Raw genomic sequence first — 17,913 nt, 5'->3', positions numbered from 1 at the left:
GGCGTCACCGAAAACCGACGGCTCAAAACCACCGCCGCCACTCCGGCCAGCCGAGTTCTTCCGCACAGGAGGGCTCCCGTGTGATGTCCTTTAAAAACGCCCAGGTCTCGCTCAGATCCCGGATAAAACCCGGACCGGCTCCCCGGGGCTCCTGCTTCAACGATTGAGACGTACGTGTCGACTTATCCTGTTCCATGGCAAACCTCCTTATCGAAAGGCACTGCGCATGCTTTTTTTGTCCAGTTTCCCCACGCTGGTCTTGGGGATATCGTCTACAAACTCAAAGGCGTCCGGTACCCCGTATCGGGGGATGTCCCCCTTTTCAGCCGCCCCCTGAAGATAGGACTTCAGGTCTTCAGCTCCCACACTTCCCACGTACTCGGGCTTCAGGTGCACGATCATCATGGGCCTTTCTCCCCACGTTTCATGGGGCACCCCGATGGCCGCCGACTCCAGCACGGCCTCGTGGCGACTCAGGATGTTTTCCAGGTCCAGAGACGAGATCCACTCACCACCACTTTTGATGACATCCTTCATGCGATCCGTGATCTGAATGTAGCCGTCCGGATCGATGATGCCCACGTCCCCGCTGTAGAGCCACCCGTCCCGCCACAGCTCGGTGCTTCGCTCCGCATCGGCCACATACCCCTGTGTCAGCCAGGGCGCCCGGAAAACCAGCTCCCCGGTGGAAACCCCGTCATGGGGGAGGAACCGGCCCACCTCGTCCACCACCTCCACCTCGGCAAGGGGAACCGGGCGCCCGGTTTTCACCACGGTCTCCATGAGCGCGTCGCGGTCCAGGCTCTCCCAGTCGGCCCCGGGCATGCCCAGGCTGATGAGGGGGCAGGTCTCGGACATGCCGAACCCCGCATACACCTTGATTCCGATCTTCCATGCATCTTCGGCCAGCCCCCTGGGGAGCCTCGCCCCGCCGATGATCACCTTCCAGTGGGACAGATCAAAGGAGGCCACCGCCGGGTTGGAGGTAATCATCTGGAGAATGGTGGGCACGCAGTGGGAGAAAGTCACCTTTTCGCCCACGATGAGCTTCAGGAGCATGGGCGGCTCGTACTTGCCGGGGTACACCTGCTTTACCCCCAGCAGGGTGGCCAGGTAGGGCATGCCCCAGGCATGGACATGGAACATAGGCGTCAAGGGCATGTACACGTCCCCGGAGCGAAAGCGCCCCACCGAGTCGAAGGCTCCCAGGGCCGCTGCACCGGCCAGGGTGTGGAGTACCAGCTGACGGTGGGTAAACGACACCCCCTTGGGGTTGCCTGTGGTGCCCGTGGTGTAAAAGGTGGTGGCCACGGTACGTTCATCCAGGTCGGGAAACTCATAAGCCGGGTCTCCGCCCCCAAGCACCCCCTCATAATCACCGGCAACTGGAAATGACGGGCTGACGCGGCTCTCCCCCTCCTGCATCAGCACCACGGACTCCACCGTCTCCAGGCGGGAGCGCATGGCCTCCACCAGGGGCAGAAAATCGGTGTTCACAAAAAGCACCCGGGCACGGGCATGGTTCACCGTATAAACCATCTGCTCCAGGGAGAGGCGCCAGTTGACCATCTGCAGCGTGGCCCCGGTCATGGGCACGCCGAAAAAACATTCGAGGAACCGGTGGCTGTCGTAATCCATCACCGCCACCACGTCTCCGGTCGAGACGCCCAGCTGCCCCAGGGCTGATCCCAGGCGGCCGATACGCTGACGAAAATCCCGGTACGTGAACCGTACCTGGTCCCGATAGACAATTTCCTGCTCCGGTGAGTAAACAAGCGGCGTATTCAGAAGTTTCTTGAGAATAAGGGGGTAGTCATACGGCTCGCCGGGCTGATAGACCATGGATGATCCTCCTGTGCCTGGGGGTGCATGCTGCTGTTACGGAATCTGATGGGAGAGAAAAAGCCGAAAATCAATGAAAAGGAATGCCTTAATCATAGACAGAGAACATTGCGACTGTCAACCACCAGGTACAGTCATGGCATCACATGCAGAGGAGATATGGGAAAGCGACTCCCCCTGGACGGAGGTAACGGGCTTGTGATGCGCCGGCCCCGCCCGGCTAACAAAAGGACTGAAGCGCCTCCGGCATCTCAAAGGCCTCCATGGGCTGCCAGACGGTCCGCATGCGCATGAGCTCCCCTTCGCCGTTTTTGCCGGAGATGCGATGAAGAAACGCGTTATCGTCGGTTTCATCGACCTGGGCTTCGGAAACAACGCCCCGGCCGCGGGAGATCTCCCGGATAAAGCGCACCTCCAGCCGGGTGGGAAGGTGATGGCTGAGAAAAGATTCGGGAAGGGCCTCCAGGGCCCAGCCGATGTAAATGGAGTTGTTCACGTGGCGGTTGAAATCAAGGTCTGAGATCCGCACACGGAAATCGGTGGTGTGCGCAGGCTCCTTGACCGGAAGGATCCGCTCAAAGCTGTCGGGGATGGCCCCGCCACCGGACAACTGCTCAGGAGAGAGACACCGGCTCAGCCGTGTGGGTTTCCGGGTGGTGTAATCCATGATCACCCAGGCGCTGTTCACGGTGATGAGGGTTTCGCCCCAGGCATCCGCCACCCGGAACTCCCTTAAGTCGTAGAGGTCGTTCAAGGGCGACCGCCAGGAGGTGAGGGTCACCTCCTCGTTCCAGAAAGGATAGCGCGAAACCCGCACCTGATACTTCAGGAGCACCCAGGTACGGTTCTTGGCCAGAAGCTCTGCAGCGCTCATGCCCAGCTGGGAAGCATGCTCGCAACCGCCGTCCTGAAGCCAGTCAAAGAGGCTCTGCACCTTAAGCAGCGCCCGGGGGTCCACCTCGGAGAGCCTCACCTTCATTTTTCGTGAGAATATATCGGTCATGGCGTGTACGTTTCGATCCAGGATTAAAGGTCAGCTCGCGGGCCGCATCAGGATTGAAATCGAACCGGACCGTCACTTTCCCGCCGTCCGTTCCGGGCGTCCCGCATCCGCCGTTTACCATACCCCATCTGCCTGAAGAATCAACAATAGTATGCCCCTTATTCCTCCTTGACATCACTGTGTGATGGCGTTACCGTAGCGGCGTCGTCTTGTTGGATACTTATTAAAATTCATAATTATCATAAGTATTTTTGATAGAACAAGCGGACCGCATCCCGCTGAACAACCCGGAGATATCACCCCATTCCGGGCCATGGCATGGTGCGCCCTCCCTTCGTATCAACCGCAACAAGCCCCATTCTAAAGGTTGTTATCCTTTGATTGGCCACGACCGAAGCAGCGCCCCGTCGCTGCCCGTGCCGCCCCATTGCCGCCTTGCCGTCACCGGCAACCCGACAGACCAATCAACCGATACGCATGACTCATAAAAAACTGGTGATTGTCTTCCTCAAGGAGTTGTCAGATGTTTTCGCTTTTTGTTCCGGAATCGGTGCGTGCGTTCAAGGAGGGGATCTCAAAAAAGATCCTCGTCAGTGACGTCATGGCCGGTGTCATCGTAGGTATTGTGGCCCTGCCCCTGGCCATTGCCTTTGCCATTGCCTCGGGGGTCAAGCCCGAACAGGGAATCTTCACGGCGGTTGTGGCCGGCTTTATCATCTCCTGTTTCGGAGGAAGCCGGGTCCAGATCGGCGGCCCCACCGGGGCCTTTATCATCGTGGTCTTCGACATCGTGGCCCAGTACGGCTACGAAGGCCTGGCCGTGGCCACCATGATGGCCGGGGTCATGCTCCTCATCATGGGTTTCTCCAAGCTGGGGGCCACCATCCGGTTTATCCCCTACCCCATGACCGTGGGCTTTACCAGCGGCATTGCCCTCATCATCTTCACCACGCAGATCCCGGACTTTTTCGGGCTCACCCTGGCAAACACCCCGGGTGATTTCATCGGCAAGATCGGCGCCTATATAGCGGGCATGGACACCCTGAACCTCCAGGCCCTGGCCGTGGGGGCCGTGACCCTTGCCATCCTGCTCTTCTGGCCCAAGGTCACCCGAAAAGTGCCCGGGTCCGTGGTGGCCATCATCGCCACCACCGTCCTCACCGCCCTTCTCGGCCTCGACGTGGAGACCATCGGGAGCCGTTTCGGCAGCGTGCCCTCCTGCCTGCCCTCCCCGTCCATTCCCGAGGTCAACTGGGAGATGATCAAGCAGCTCAGCTCTCCGGCCTTTACCATCGCCATGCTCGCCGCCATTGAGTCCCTTCTTTCAGCCGTGGTGGCCGACGGGATGATCGGCAAACGCCACAACGCCAACATGGAGCTGGTGGCCCAGGGCCTTGCCAACTTCGTGGTTCCCCTCTTCGGCGGCATCCCCGCCACCGGAGCCATCGCGCGAACCGCCACCAACATCAAAAGCGGTGGCACCACACCGGTTGCAGGCATGGTCCATGCCGTGACCCTGCTTCTCATCCTGCTCTTCTTCGGCAAATGGGCGGTGCTCATCCCCATGGCCACCCTGTCGGCCATCCTCATGATGGTGGCCTACCACATGAGCGAGTGGCGCTTCTTCGTCAAACTCCTCAAGAGCCCGCCATCGGACATCGCCGTCATGCTGGTGACCTTCGGCCTCACCGTCTTCGTGGACCTCACCGTGGCCATTGAGGTGGGTGTGGTCATGGCCTCCCTGCTCTTCATGAACCGCATGGCCAACCTCACCCGCATCAAACGCCGCACCGACGACTTTGAAAACGACCCCCACGCCCTGGCCTGCCGCAAGGTGCCCCGCCGCGTGGAGATCTTCGAGATCAACGGCCCCTTCTTCTTCGGGGCGGCCAACCGATTCAAAGACACCCTGCGGGTGGTGCGTGAAAAACCCCAGGTGCTCATCCTGCGATGCCGCCACATCCTCATGATGGACGCCACCGCCTTAAGGGCCCTGGAAGAGATGGTGGACGAGGCCAAGCGGGAAAAAACCCTGCTCATCCTCTCCGGCGTCCACGCCCAGCCCCTCATCTGCCTCGAACAGTCGGGCCTCTACTACAAAATCGGCGAGGACAACGTCTACACCAACATCGACGACGCCTTGAACGGCGCAAGGCGGTTCCTCGGCCTCGAAGAGATCCCCCGCCCCGTCCCCTTTGTCCCCACCGTCAGCCGGGAGATCGGGACCGTGGAAGGACAGTAAGACGTACACGCCTCCGGCGGCCAAGGGCTGAGCCCTTGGAACCCAAGTTCGCGAATGCTCCACCCCTCGTTCCTCGGGCTGTCACATTCGCTGACGGGCTGCGCCCGTAACAGACGCTGGCGTTGCCGCGAACGATGCCGGAGCGTTTAGCTCGCCTTCGTTGTCGATTAACCAAAACAGGCCGTGGATGATCCATTCGGATCTCCCACGGCCTGTTTTGGTATGTATAGAACGTCAGCCACCACCCCGCAGGTGACATGTGATCCCCTCCCATTACCAGGTGATACCCTCGATTTTACGGATGAATTTGGTATACGCGATGCGTTCGTTCTGGTGCATGGAATGCACCCTACGGAGCAGGGTGCTTCCAATGGTTCTGCTCCATTTCCGACAGCGTCAAGAGTGAACCCGACATTTGATGGACATGCGAAGCTTATGAAAATGCCTGCGTAGCCACCAGCCTTGATGGCGGGCGCAGCCCGCGGCGAACGCCCTTGCGCTTTTTCCTGAGGTACGAAGGAAAAAGCGCAAGGGCAATCAGCTTTCGAGGTGTTTTCGCTATTGTGGCTTCGCCACCCTCGCCGCCGGAGGCCTGCTTTTCTCCTACAATCCCTTGCCACAGATATGGTGGGCGGCGATGCGGCCCATGAGGATACAGGAGCCGAGGAAGGTGCCTTCGAGGGAGCCTTTGCCGTGGATGCCTCCGCCGCCGAAGCCGGCGGTTTCGCCGGCGGCGTAGAGGCCCTCCATGGGGTCTCCGTCATTATTCAGGACCCGGCAGAAGAGGTCGGTCTGGATGCCGCCCAGGCTTTTTCGGCTGAGGATGAACTCGCGCACGGCGATGAGGGGGCGGGCTTTGGGGTCGTCGATTTTTCGAAACTTGCAGGTCCGGAGGCGGTCGCCCCGGTAGGTGCGGAAATTGGCGATGCGGCGGAGCTGGTCGTCGTTGAAAAAGGCCGGGCCCCGGTCGATCTGGGCGTCGTAGGTTTTGACCGCGGTTTTGAGGGCGTCACGGTCCACGGTCAGGGGGTTGCCCATGTCGTTCATCCTGTCCACCAGCTCGTCCAGGGAGCTTGCGGCGATGAAGTCCCGGGACTCGGTCAGGAGTCGTTTCACCAGCTCGGTGTTGCCCAAAAGGAGCTCTTTGACAAGACGCACCTTGTCTCTGTTGCGAAAGGCTTTCATGTGCTCGCTCCCGGAGACGGCAAGCTCTTTGGCGGCGATTTTCCAGTTCATGATCTGATAGGAGTATTTTCCGGGCTGCCTGCAGATCTGCTCCACCAGGTAACGGGTGTCGGTGTACCCCACGAGGGGGGCCGGATCCATGATGCGCTCCCCCAGGGCGTTGACCCAGAGGGCAGACCGAGGCGGCACCAGGCTGAGTCCCTTGCCCGGCATATCCGCGTCGGGGTAGTCCACCCCGGCTGCGTAGTGCCACTGCTTGTCCAGGTGGGTGATGGTGGCCCCGGCAGCTGCGGCCGCGTCGTGGATCAGGCCGTCTGCGTAGCGGTGGGAGCCGTTGAGGAGCTTGTCCGGGGGCTCGCCCCAGGGGGCGTACCAGTTCTCCCGCACCTTGGACAGGTCACCGCCGCACATGCCCCCTGCAGCCAGGATCACGGCCTCGCCCGTGGCGGAAAAAGGCTCCCTGGTCTCCTCCATAGTCCCCCTCACGCCGGTGACGGCCCCGGCCCTGAGGTCGAGCGCCTCGACCCTGCATCCGAAATGCACCTCCAGGTTCCTCCGGTGAGGGTGGCCGCTCAACCCGGCTTCCATGGCCTCAATGATCCCGAACCCCGTGCCCCAGGCGATGTGCCAGCGGGGCACTGAATTCCCGGGTTTGAAAAGCCCCCGCTCCGGCCAGTTGACCACGGGAAGGAAGGTGACCTTCCGGTCCTTGAGGAACTCATGGATAATGTCTGCGGACCGGTGCACATACAGCTCGGCCCATTTCCTGGGCCAGTGGGCGTCCTCTTCGAAATCGGCGCAGCTCAGCCAGTCGGCCAGGGCCAGTTCCGGGGAGTCCCGAATTCCGTTTTTTCGCTGCAGGGGCGTATCCACCATCATCACCCCGCCAAAGGACTCCTTGGCAAGGCCCCCGAACCGCTCCGGCACATCGCGGTCCAGGATCACGACCTTTACCCCCAGCCCGAGGAGCTCAAAGGCGGCGGTCATGCCCGCCAGCCCCCCGCCCACAATCACCACATCCGCTTCAAACCGCCTGTGCGCCATCTCTCCCCCTTGTTCCATCGGTTGATTCAGGATTCACACCAGACATGCTCAGCATTTCCTCCATCGGCAAAGTGAGCCCTAATTAAAAGCAGGCGGCCACCGCGCCAACCCAAAACAGACCACACAGTCTGTTTATGAATTGTCACACCTCAAGCCAATAAAGTAAAGAACTTATACCATTTCAAGAAACATTGTTCCACAACACAAACGAGAAACATCATCTCCAGCCAGGCCCATAGCGTGGGCGTGCCGTGGCGTTACCGGTTTCCCGGAGAGGGAATGGATTTTCAGGGAGAACAACTCAGGTAACACAGGTCCCCGGCGGTCCTGCCGGAGGCAAGCGGAATGGTTCCGTTCAAGGTATGGAAGCAGCGGTATGTCGAATGATCGAAGCCCAGGCCTGCCTGAGATGGCGGTAGTGGTCGGGACGGTCCAGGGAGAGGGATTGGATGGCCATGCCCCGCAAAAGATAAAGGGAGAGGTCCAGAAGGTCTTTGGCCATGGCATAGGTGGCGGCATCGGGAAGCCGTGAGCGCCAGATGGCGTCCAGCTCGTCGAAAAAGTCTTCGATGACAGGTGTCAGCCGAATCCGCAGATCGTCGTCGGTGCGGCAGGCAACATTGAACTCCACCCAGACATCCCGGTACGGTCCCTGATAAAAACGGTTCCAGACCTCCTCCAGAATCGTTTCCAGATCAGGGGCTTCGGACGCCAGGTGGCCCCCCACCTCCCGGGCCTCTTCAAGGGCAATGGCCAAAAGGGCCTTGGCACTGTCGGCCACCATGGCCCGCTTGGTCTCATAATGGTGGCTCCAGGCCCCGCGGGAGACGCCGGCCCGATCCAGGATCCGGGAGAGGCTCGCCCCTGCGTAACCGTAGTCCTGGAGGCACGACAGGGTGGCGTCCACCAGTTTTTTCCGTGTCCTGAGACTTCGCTCCTGTTGGGTGCTCATGGGTTTGGCCTTCCCGTGGGGATCACGTTGCCCTTTCCGGGGGTTGTGTGATAAGTAGCTCGAAGAGAGTGCGGCAGGCCGGGTACCATGCACGAGAAGGACCGAAGCAAGAACAAGACCGGTGTCTTTTCTTTTCGATCCCAAAACCCTGCCGCAGACACCCCAATGGTTCGTAAATAATACATAGAAATACAGGAAACACACCCCATGGGCAACAAGAAGAGCAAGAAGAACAACGTGGATCCGGAGCGTCAGATGGCCCTGGATGCCCTTCCCCCCAACATCCGGAAAAGCCTCACCGATGAAGAGGTGGAACTCTTCCTCCACGCCGAGGTCTGGCCGGAAGAGATGTGCGAAAAGCTCAACGAATTCCTCAGCCCGGAATAGCGTCGGCATCACCTCCACCCGGTTTCCCCTTCGCTTCCCGGGGCCCCACGGGCCCGGCGAAGCGTTTCCGGGGACCGAGCCCAAATCCTTTCACCCCATGGGAGCCACCATGACCTTGTCTGGAAAACGCCAGGACCTTTTGTCCACCCTGCGCAGCCGCACCGGCCACTGGGTCTCGGGAGAAGAACTCAGCGGCGAACTCGGCATCAGCCGCGCCGCCATCTCCAAACACATCTCCGCCATCAAGGGGCTCGGCTACGCCATCTCCTCGGCGCCGGGCAAGGGATACCTCCTCACCGAAGCCCCCGACCTTCTCCTGGCCGAAGAGGTCCTCTTCGGGCTGGACACCTCGGTCATGGGAAAAACCGGCATTATCCACCACCACCTCACCGACTCCACCAACACCCGGGCCCGGGAGCTCGCCCGCGACGGCGCCCCCGAAGGCACCCTGGTGGTGGCCGAATCCCAGAGCGCGGGCCGCGGCCGGAAAGGTCGCTCCTGGCTGGCCAGGCCCGGGGAAGGCCTCCTCTTCTCCCTTGTGCTGCGCCCGGCCATGGACCCGTCACGCGCCGCCCTCATCACCCTGATGACAGCCGTCTCCGTTGCCGAGGCCCTCATCCGCGAGACCGGCATCGATACCCGCATCAAGTGGCCCAACGATATTCTGGTGGGGGGGAGAAAACTCGCGGGGATCCTCACGGAGATGAGCATGGAGCTCGACGCCGTGGACTACGTCATCACCGGCCTGGGCCTCAACGTCAACACCCCCGCCGAAGCGTTTTCCCCGGACATCCGGGACATCGCCACCTCGGTCATGGCCGAATCCTCGGCCCCCTTTTCCCGGGTCGCCCTCCTGCAGGCCATTCTCTCCAGCTTTGAAACCCACTACCACACCCTGGCCACCCAGGGCCCGGAGTCCATTCTCACCCGCTGGAAGGAACTCTCCGACATTGTGGGACGACGGGTCCGGGTCTCCATGATGCGTGAAGAGATCGAAGGCCGGGTCACGGACATCGACGCAGACGGCGTGCTGCTGGTAACCACCGATGCCGGTGAGGCCCTGCGGATTCTCTCCGGAGATGTCACCTACCTCGACCATTCCGGGCACTGAACTTACCAGCCTGAAAAAATGCATCCGGCGTCTCTGTGAAACAGGTTGACCACCTTATCGAGCGTTCGCTCTGTGCAACCGTCGTTCTATATTCGAAATATCTATTTACCCTTTCTTGAGCCTCCCGAGTCCATATCCGACACCTCCCTGCGCAAAAACTTTGTATACATAGTTTTTCTTTGACAAAAACCATCGATATCCTTTACCGTCTTATCAATACTAGAAATACCATAGCTGAATAATTCTTTATTTTCGGACTATCATACTCGCCGTACAGCTGGTTAGTAACCAAAAACACAGTGTCAATCAAATACGGCGAGATAAGTATAAAGAGTAATCACAGAACAGGCACAAAACACAAACACCCGTTAAATATACGTTGAACAGGAACCGATATTAAATAAGAGATCACCGATACCAAACGAAACACACCGTACGGACACAAACGTATCTGACATACAATTTACCAGTGGAGGGGAAACCATATGTGGCAATCGCTGAGCACAGGGAAAAAAATCTGGTGCAGTCTGTTGATCCTCATGGCGGGTTACGCCATTACCACGGGCGTCGGGCTCATCGGCGGCTATTCCATGCGGGGGGAGCTGAACCAAGTCTCGGACACCATGTTCCCTGCAGCCATGGAATCCTTGACCACCCTTGCCAAGTTCAAGGCCCAGGTCAAACTCTACGGTGATGCCGTCATGGCCGGTGACACCGAACTCCTGGAAGCTGCGGGGCAGCGAGCAGACGAGGTCATCTCCCACCTGGACGCCATTGCAGGGCTGGACCCTGGAGCAGCACCCGAGGCCCGGGCCCTGGCCCAACAGATCCGCTCCTTCTCAGACAAAGCCCTTACCATCTACACCCGCGTGGCCGAAGACTTCGAAGGCACGGACACAGAAGCAGCCCGTGAATCCAAGGCTCTGGCCAATGAAACCCAGGTCCTCACCGAGGCCCTGGCCACCCTGTCCAAAACCCGCTCCGAAGCCCTCCAGAGCCGACTCCACGACGTGGGCCAGGAAGCAGGGCACCAGCAAATGATGAACCTGGCCCTGTTCATCGTGGTGGTGGTGGCCACCATCCTTTTTAACCTCATCATCATCCGCCGCTTCATCACCGGGCCCCTGTCGGACACCGTGGAGATGGTCAAAGACATCGCCCAGGGCGAAGGGGACCTCACCAAACGCCTCACCGTCCACAGCAAGGACGACGTGGGCCAGCTCGCCTTCTGGATGAACAAATTCATCGAGAACCTCCAGAGCATGATTGCCCGCATCGCAGACAACGCCACCTCCCTCAACGACTCCGCCGAAGAACTCACCCGCCTCTCCGGGAACCTCAAAGAGGGGGCCCACGGAGTCAAGTCCAAGTCCGAAGCCGTTTCCACCGCCTCGGACCAGATGAAGGGCAACATGGACTCTGTGGCCGCCGCCATGGAGCAGGCCTCCACCAGCACCACGGCCGTGGCCGCCTCCACCGAAGAGATGACGGCCACCATCCGCACCATCGCCGAAAGCTCGGAAAGGGCCCGGGAAATCACCATGGAAGCCGTCACCCAGTCCCGCAACGCCACCGAGCGCGTGGGTGAGCTGGGCAACCAGGCCGAAGCCATCGGCAAGGTCACCGAGGCCATCACCGACATCTCCGAGCAGACCAACCTCCTGGCCCTGAACGCCACCATCGAAGCGGCCCGTGCCGGTGAATACGGCAAGGGGTTTGCCGTAGTGGCCGCCGAAATCAAGGACCTGGCCCGCCAGACCGCCGATGCCACCCGGGACATCCGGGACACCATCGTCAACATCCAGACCTCCACCCAGGCCACCATCGGGGACATCGAAGGGATCTCCGGGGTCATCGACAAAACCAGCGACATTGTCTCGGAAATCGCCTCCTCCGTGGACTCCCAGGCCCAGACCACCCAGGGCATTGCCGACAACGTCACCCAGATCTCCAGCGGCCTGTCCGAGATCAACGAAAACGTCGCGGCCACCTCCGGTCTCTCCTCCACCATCGCCCAGGACATCGAAGACGTCAGCCACGCCTCCGGCGATATGAACGAGAGCTGTGCCCGATCCGACGAAGGGGTCTCCAGCATCCTGTCCATGAGCGAAAACCTCACCTCCATGGTGGGCCGGTTCAAGGTCTGATCACAGAGAGCCCACGCCAACCTGGAAACAACCATTAAAAAAACCTCCGCCGGGCACCGTTGCCTGCGGAGGTTTTTTGCCTTGGTTAGACTGGGTTGTGACTCCCATATCAAAGCAATCCCGCCTCATCACCACCCCCATTGAGAGGCTGCCCCCTGTGCTGTCCATTGCCCCCCCCCCACGTTCTTTTGACGCCCCAGCTCTCCGCCATCCCGGCATCTGAGCTTGGCGACGCCATTTGCACCCTCCATGAACACTGCCCCGCCATCATCGGTGCCCTGGATTTTCTATGTACCGGTTACGAAAGGCACGTGCTTATCCCCGTTTGACACCCCTACACCGGACTGCTAATTCTGGATATCAAATCGGTTCCCCCCGGCAGTATCGCCGAAAGCGTTCGGTCGGCCCACGTCATCAGCAAGGCCTGTTTGTCAAACTTTTCAAAAGTTTGCCCCCCGGCAGGGCCGCCGGAGGCCGCTTTTGGAAGCCGAATCGTTACCCTATTTTTTGCGGGCACAGCCCGTAAGCATATGTGAGGAGCCCCATAAGCGAGGGGTCGGAGCATATGCGAAACCGGAGAGCCATGCACATCATCCACACCTCGGACTGGCACCTGGGCCAGCACTTCTTCGACCGGGATCGCTTTGAGGAACACGAGGCGTTTCTGCGCTTTCTCCTTGCTACCATTGAAACCCGCCGGGTGGACCTTCTCATTGTGTCCGGCGACATCTTTGACACGGCCAATCCGCCCAGGGAGGCCGAGCGCATGTACTACCGGTTCCTCACCCGCCTTGGGGCCATGGGGACCTGCGCTGCGGTCATCGTCGGGGGCAACCACGACTCAGCCCCCCACCTGGACGCCCCGGCCACGGTGCTGGAGACCCTCAACATCAGGGTGGTGGGCGCCCTGCCGGAAAGCGCGGAAGAGGCGGTCTTTCATGTGCCCTGCCTGCGGGATGAAACCGATCCCGGTGTGTGGGTGGCGGCTGTTCCCTACTTACGGGACCGGGACGTGCGAAAGGCTGTGGCCGGGGAAAGCTTTGACGAGTTGTCAGCGCGAACCCGCGCAGGCATCAGGGCCGCCTACACAGAGATTGCCGAGGTGGCCCACGCCAGAAGCAACGGCACCCCGGTCATCGGCACCGGCCACCTCACGGCCCTGGGCTCTTCGGTCTCCGACTCGGAGCGCACCATCCACATCGGCAACCTGGGCAGCATCTCCGGGGGAGACTTTCCCGATACCTTCGACTACGTGGCCCTGGGCCACATCCACACCCCCCAGGCCGTGGGGGGCAGCCAGACCATCCGGTACTCGGGCAGCCCCATTGCCTTAAGCTTCAGCGAAGCAAGCCATCCCAAGGAACTTCGGTTCATCGACACGGCAGGCGACACCCTCACCCAGGAGCCCATCGCCGTCCCCGCGTTCCGCCCCCTGCTGCGCATCAAAGGCGACGCCGATACCCTCAAGGAAACCCTGACAGCCCTTGAGGTAAGCGAAGAAGGCCTCACACCCTGGGTGGAACTCACCGTCAAAGGGAGCCTTCCCTCCTCCACCCTCAACGAAGAACTGAGGACCCTGGCAGGAGAACACGGCGCAGAGGTCCTCAAGGTGGGCCTTGATACCTCGGGCCGCCCCTCTGCCGAGCTTACCCGGGGGGATCTCTCCATCAATGAACTGAAACCCGAAGAGGTCTTCCAACGGCGCCTCGAGGCCTATGAGGGCGACGTGCCCGCCGAAACCCTGGGCCAGTGCTTTGCTCACCTTCTCACCCTGGCCCAGGAGTCGGAAAAATGAAAATCCTCCACCTTGCCTTCCAGAATCTCAACTCCCTGAAAGGCCGTTTCGACATCGATTTTTCCGAAGGCCCCCTGGCCGAAGCAGGCATCTTTGCCATCACCGGCCCCACGGGCTCCGGGAAGACCACCATCCTGGATGCCATCACCCTGGCCCTCTTCGGCAAGGCAGCCCGGTACGACGACAACAAACGAAACAACCCGGAAAACATGATGAGCCGGGGCACAGGAGAATGCTTTGCCGAAGTGAGTTTTGAGTGCGGGAAAGGGGTCTATTCGGCTAGGTGGGACCTGGCCAGGGCCCGCAAAAAACCCGACGGCCGCATCCAGGGGACCAAGCGCCAGCTGGCGGACGCCTCCGGCGATGTGCTGGAGACAAAGATCAGGCTGGTGGACGAGGCCGTCACCGAACTCACGGGCCTTGATTACCACCGGTTTCTCCGGTCCGTGCTCCTCGCCCAGGGCCGGTTCAAAGAGTTCCTCGACGCTGGCATCAAAGACCGGGGAGAGCTTTTAGAGCGCATCACCGGCACCGAGATCTACTCGGAGCTGAGCATCCTGGCCCACGAAGCGGCCCGGGAAAAAGAGGAGGCCATCAAGGACGCCCGCATCGCGGCCAACCTCATCGCCCTTCTTTCCGATGAAGAACTCGAAAATCTAAACCGGGAGCACGGCTCCCTTGCCGAACTGAAACAGGCCCTTGAATGTGAGCTGAAAACCCTCACCGGCCGCCTGGACTGCCACACAGCCTGGGTAAAGGCAACAGCAGAAAAAGAGACCCTTGCAAAAGATCAACAGGCCTGGACAGAGCAAAACACAGGTTTTCAGCCGCAACGTGAAAAGCTGAAACGCCATCAGGCAGCGTCCCCCCTTGCAGGGGACCTGAAACTCTGGGCCTCTAAAAATAATACCCTGACAACCCTCAAGGGCCAGCTGGCAGAGCTCAAGACAGCCCACACCAACGCCCGACACGGTGCAGCCACCGCCTTTGCATCGGCAGTTGCGGCCTGCACAAACCAGATCCAGGCCATTGAAACCAGAAGAGGCAAGGGTCTTGCTCAAAAAGAGGCCCTCACGCTTGACATAGCTACCATGGAAGCCTGGCAGCAAGCCCACAGCAGCGATGAAGCCATCGAGAACGCGCTTGCCAAATTGCGCGGCAACGCCGAAGAAATCCGGTCCATAGCCCAGGGCCTGATGGAAGCGGACAAAGCAGCGGCCCTCACCCTTCAATCCATGGATCGCCTCCAAAAAGAAATGGCCACAGCCAACGCCGAGGAGGCCCAAGCCAAAAAAGAGCTGGCAGACAAAGAGGGGATCGCAAAAAACCTGGCCACTGATCTTTCCGCCCTCAAGCCCAAGGCAGAGTGGACCCGGCAAAAGGAAACGGCTGAAAAGATGCGCGGTGCCCTTGAAGATCTCACCCGCCTCATGGACACCCACCTCGCCCTCTGTGCGGAACAAGAAACGCTGAAGGCCCAGCGATCAGTGCAGGAGGCCGAGAAAAAACGCCTGGACGCCGAAGCTGCTGAGCTGTGCAAAGCCCTGGAGACCGAGCAAAGGATTCTTTCAGATAAAGAGTTGCTTCACACCCAGGCCACTGTCATAGCCAGCCTGGAGGAAAGAAGATTACAACTCGTGCCCGGAGAGGCGTGCCCCCTGTGCGGGGCCACAGACCACCCCTTTGCAGACCACGAACTCCCAAAACCCTCGGACACCGAAGCGGCTTTAAAAACACAGAAAAAAACCGTGGCCGACCTGGAGAAAAAAGAGCGGCACTGTGAAAAATGCCTCACGGCAACCGCCGCCACCCTCAAAGGCCTTGATACCCAGCTCACAGCACAGAAGAAAAAAGCCAGCGAGATAAGCAAAAATGTTTCCCGTATCTCGTCTGAGCAGGCCATTGAAATAGCCATCGGTGACCGTCCGGGACTTGACGCCCTGATCTCCAAAAACAGAGAAACACTCGACGCCATTGGCCGTCAACTCAGCAGCATCGAAACCTTAGAGACCAAACTCACCGCAGCCGAAAAAGCGTGCATCGCAGCCCGCGGAAAAAGCGAGGCCATCGCTGCCCGGCTCGTGCATCTAAACGCCTCCCTGGTCGACACAGCCGCCCGCCTTGAAGAGCAAAGGGCTCACCAGGCGCGACTCAAAAAGGACACCCACCAGGCCCTATCCGCCTTTGGGCAGTCCCTTGCCCCGTGGGACCTTACGGCAACATCTCCCGAAGAGGCATCCAAAGCCCTTTTCGCCCTGGAAACCCGGGCTGCAACCTGGCGATCAAAGGGAGATACGCTCAAAACGGCCCGGCATACCCTCACCACCACCGAGGCCGGCCTTGCCACCCTTGCCGATCAGATCACCCGCATCGACACTGAGCGCAACGAATGGACTGAAAAAAGCGCCCCCTTCAGCGACATCGAGGTTACCCCCTCCGAGGTGCCCGACGCCCTCCTGACAGACCCAGCACGCCGCACCCTCTGCGAGAAGGCCCTCTCTGCCCTCGCCGCCCTTGCCACCCGCATCGCCACCACCGAACGTGAGCTTGCCGATGGCGAAACATCACGGGAAGCGTTTCACGTGGAACTGACTGCCAATGCCATCAAACGGGGGTTTGCGGACATCCCGGAGCTTACGTCGGCCCTCCTGGATGAAGACACCCTGGCAGGCCTCCAAGCCGAAAGTCAGCGCCTCGAAACCCAAAAAGTCCGCCTGGAGACCCTGACCCGCCAGACCGAAGAGGCCCTGGCCCGTCTCGCCGAGAAAAAGCCGCCCACAGATGAAGAAGCTTTAGAGCTCACCCGGCTGAAACAGGAAAAAGAGAAAGAACGGGACAACCTCTTAAAACGCATGGGCGAAATAAGCGCCGCCCTTGCCGCAGACAAAAAAGCCCGTGCAGACCAGGCCGATCAGCTCAAACAAATCGACGCATTGGAAGCCGAAGCCCGCCCCTGGCTGGTTCTCAAAGACCTCATCGGCTCCTCCAACGGCAGCAAGTTTTCCACCTTTGCCCAGGGCCTTACCCTGGCCCAGCTGGTGAGCCTGGCCAACAGGCACCTCGTCACCTTGAACCCCCGCTACGAGATCCAGCGAATCCCGGGGGAAGACCTGGAACTCGAAATCATCGACCGCTACCAGGCCGATGCCGTGCGCCCCACCAAGAGCCTCTCCGGTGGCGAGTCCTTTCTCGTGAGCCTCGCCCTGGCCCTGGGCCTCTCGGAAATGGCCGGCCGAAAAACCCGCATCGAAAGCCTCTTCATCGACGAAGGCTTCGGAAGCCTCGACTCAGATACCCTGGACACGGCCCTGGCCGCCCTGGAAAACCTGCGCCTGTCAAGCCGCACCATCGGCGTCATCTCCCACGTGGAACTCCTCAAAAACCGCCTGGGAACCCAGATCGAAGTGACCCGCACAGCCGACGGCCACGCCACGCTGGCGATTGTGGATGGATAGCTAAGGGAAAAAGCCTCCGGCGGCGAGGTGGAGCCACCTCGAAAGCTGGTTGCGCGTGCGCATTTTCCTTCGTTCCTCAGAAAAATGCGCACGCGCCTTCGGCTCGGGCTTCGCCCGATACGTGAGCTGGCAGTTTGTACAAACGGTCCCACAAGCATTGGCAGGCCAGGATGCGCTATCGTAACCCGTTAAGAATCAGCCTTAACCGGCCTGCTTCCGGCGACAAGGTACCGCCTTGAAAACACTGGCCGCAGGCGAAGACGAATCGCTTATCGCGCCGTAGCCCGTTGATGTGGAACAAATAGTGCCACATAGACACGGGCACAGGCGGTTTCCTCGGGTCAATTCACATCCCCCCTCATATCCTTGTCCCCTGGAGCGCCGCACTCCTGTGCGGCACGGGTAACGACGGACTAAAATGCCGCACCGGAGTGCGGCGCTCCGTTTTGGTCGATCTTTCGTGGTTGTTTTGGAATCCGTGGCAGAGCAACAGAAGGCACACACTGAATCGTTACTTTTTAATTTTGCTCTTCCCTTGAATCTTGGCATTTCGCCGACTATGTAGTCTATTAGTGAATAACGTATAAAAGAACGGTTTCAACGTTCCGATAAACACGGGCGAAGCCCGTCAGCGAATGGGACAACCCGAGGCACGAGGGTTGGAGCATTCGCAATCCTGGGGTCAAGGGGCTCAGCCCCTTGCCGCCGGAGGCACGCTTTTCCACCGACGTTAACCATAGAAAGGCTCGC

At 60.1% G+C, this 17,913-nt stretch carries 12 protein-coding genes; 7 read left to right on the top strand and 5 right to left on the bottom strand.

The genetic code is table 11. From position 1 onward, the window contains the following. Positions 1–22: 22 nt before the first annotated feature. From ACOYW0_RS12005 to ACOYW0_RS11995, 3 genes are all read right to left on the bottom strand, one after another. The gene (locus ACOYW0_RS12005) at positions 23–196 is read right to left on the bottom strand and encodes a hypothetical protein (protein WP_482418659.1); all 174 of its coding nucleotides are present in this window, start codon (positions 194–196) and stop codon (positions 23–25) included. Between the two features lie 11 nt (positions 197–207). Further along, on the bottom strand, positions 208–1,842 hold the full coding sequence (locus tag ACOYW0_RS12000) for a long-chain-fatty-acid--CoA ligase (RefSeq protein ID WP_482418658.1): 1,635 nt from the start codon (positions 1,840–1,842) through the stop codon (positions 208–210). Positions 1,843–2,062: 220 nt separating this feature from the next. Then, on the bottom strand, positions 2,063–2,845 hold the full coding sequence (locus ACOYW0_RS11995; RefSeq protein ID WP_482418657.1) for an acyl-[acyl-carrier-protein] thioesterase: 783 nt from the start codon (positions 2,843–2,845) through the stop codon (positions 2,063–2,065). 523 nt (positions 2,846–3,368) lie between these two features. Here ACOYW0_RS11995 and ACOYW0_RS11990 point away from each other — a divergent pair. After that, positions 3,369–5,087 (top strand): SulP family inorganic anion transporter, encoded by a 1,719-nt coding sequence (locus ACOYW0_RS11990; RefSeq protein ID WP_482418656.1) that lies wholly within the window; start codon positions 3,369–3,371, stop codon positions 5,085–5,087. Between the two features lie 603 nt (positions 5,088–5,690). On the opposite strand, the gene ACOYW0_RS11985 is transcribed toward ACOYW0_RS11990, so the two are convergent. Continuing rightward, positions 5,691–7,316, bottom strand: coding sequence for an FAD-binding dehydrogenase (locus tag ACOYW0_RS11985; RefSeq protein ID WP_482418655.1), 1,626 nt, complete (start codon positions 7,314–7,316; stop codon positions 5,691–5,693). 355 nt (positions 7,317–7,671) lie between these two features. Beyond that, complete coding sequence (locus tag ACOYW0_RS11980) at positions 7,672–8,268, bottom strand: TetR family transcriptional regulator (protein WP_482418654.1); 597 nt, start codon at positions 8,266–8,268, stop codon at positions 7,672–7,674. Between the two features lie 207 nt (positions 8,269–8,475). On the opposite strand from ACOYW0_RS11980, the gene ACOYW0_RS11975 reads away from it, so the two are divergent. The 6 genes from ACOYW0_RS11975 (at position 8,476) to ACOYW0_RS11950 (ending at position 17,163) form a co-directional block, all read left to right on the top strand. Next, positions 8,476–8,655 carry a hypothetical protein gene (locus ACOYW0_RS11975; RefSeq protein WP_180138406.1) on the top strand — a complete coding sequence of 60 codons (180 nt, stop codon included), beginning with the start codon at positions 8,476–8,478 and terminating at the stop codon, positions 8,653–8,655. 109 nt (positions 8,656–8,764) lie between these two features. Next, complete coding sequence (locus tag ACOYW0_RS11970; protein ID WP_482418653.1) at positions 8,765–9,766, top strand: biotin--[acetyl-CoA-carboxylase] ligase; 1,002 nt, start codon at positions 8,765–8,767, stop codon at positions 9,764–9,766. A 485-nt stretch (positions 9,767–10,251) separates the two neighbouring features. Continuing rightward, positions 10,252–11,913 (top strand): methyl-accepting chemotaxis protein, encoded by a 1,662-nt coding sequence (locus ACOYW0_RS11965; RefSeq protein ID WP_482418652.1) that lies wholly within the window; start codon positions 10,252–10,254, stop codon positions 11,911–11,913. 140 nt (positions 11,914–12,053) lie between these two features. Further along, positions 12,054–12,242, top strand: a complete 189-nt coding sequence (locus ACOYW0_RS11960) for a CcdB family protein (RefSeq protein WP_482418651.1) — start codon at positions 12,054–12,056, stop codon at positions 12,240–12,242. A 254-nt stretch (positions 12,243–12,496) separates the two neighbouring features. Beyond that, the gene (locus ACOYW0_RS11955; protein WP_482418650.1) at positions 12,497–13,708 is read left to right on the top strand and encodes an exonuclease SbcCD subunit D C-terminal domain-containing protein; all 1,212 of its coding nucleotides are present in this window, start codon (positions 12,497–12,499) and stop codon (positions 13,706–13,708) included. Continuing rightward, positions 13,705–17,163 (top strand): AAA family ATPase, encoded by a 3,459-nt coding sequence (locus ACOYW0_RS11950; protein WP_482418649.1) that lies wholly within the window; start codon positions 13,705–13,707, stop codon positions 17,161–17,163. The genes ACOYW0_RS11955 and ACOYW0_RS11950 overlap by 4 nt, the downstream gene beginning before the upstream one ends. Positions 17,164–17,913 lie beyond the last annotated feature (750 nt).

Source organism: Desulfoluna sp. HI9BLuna (genome assembly GCF_056829775.1).
This window is presented reverse-complemented; position numbering and strand designations above follow the sequence as displayed.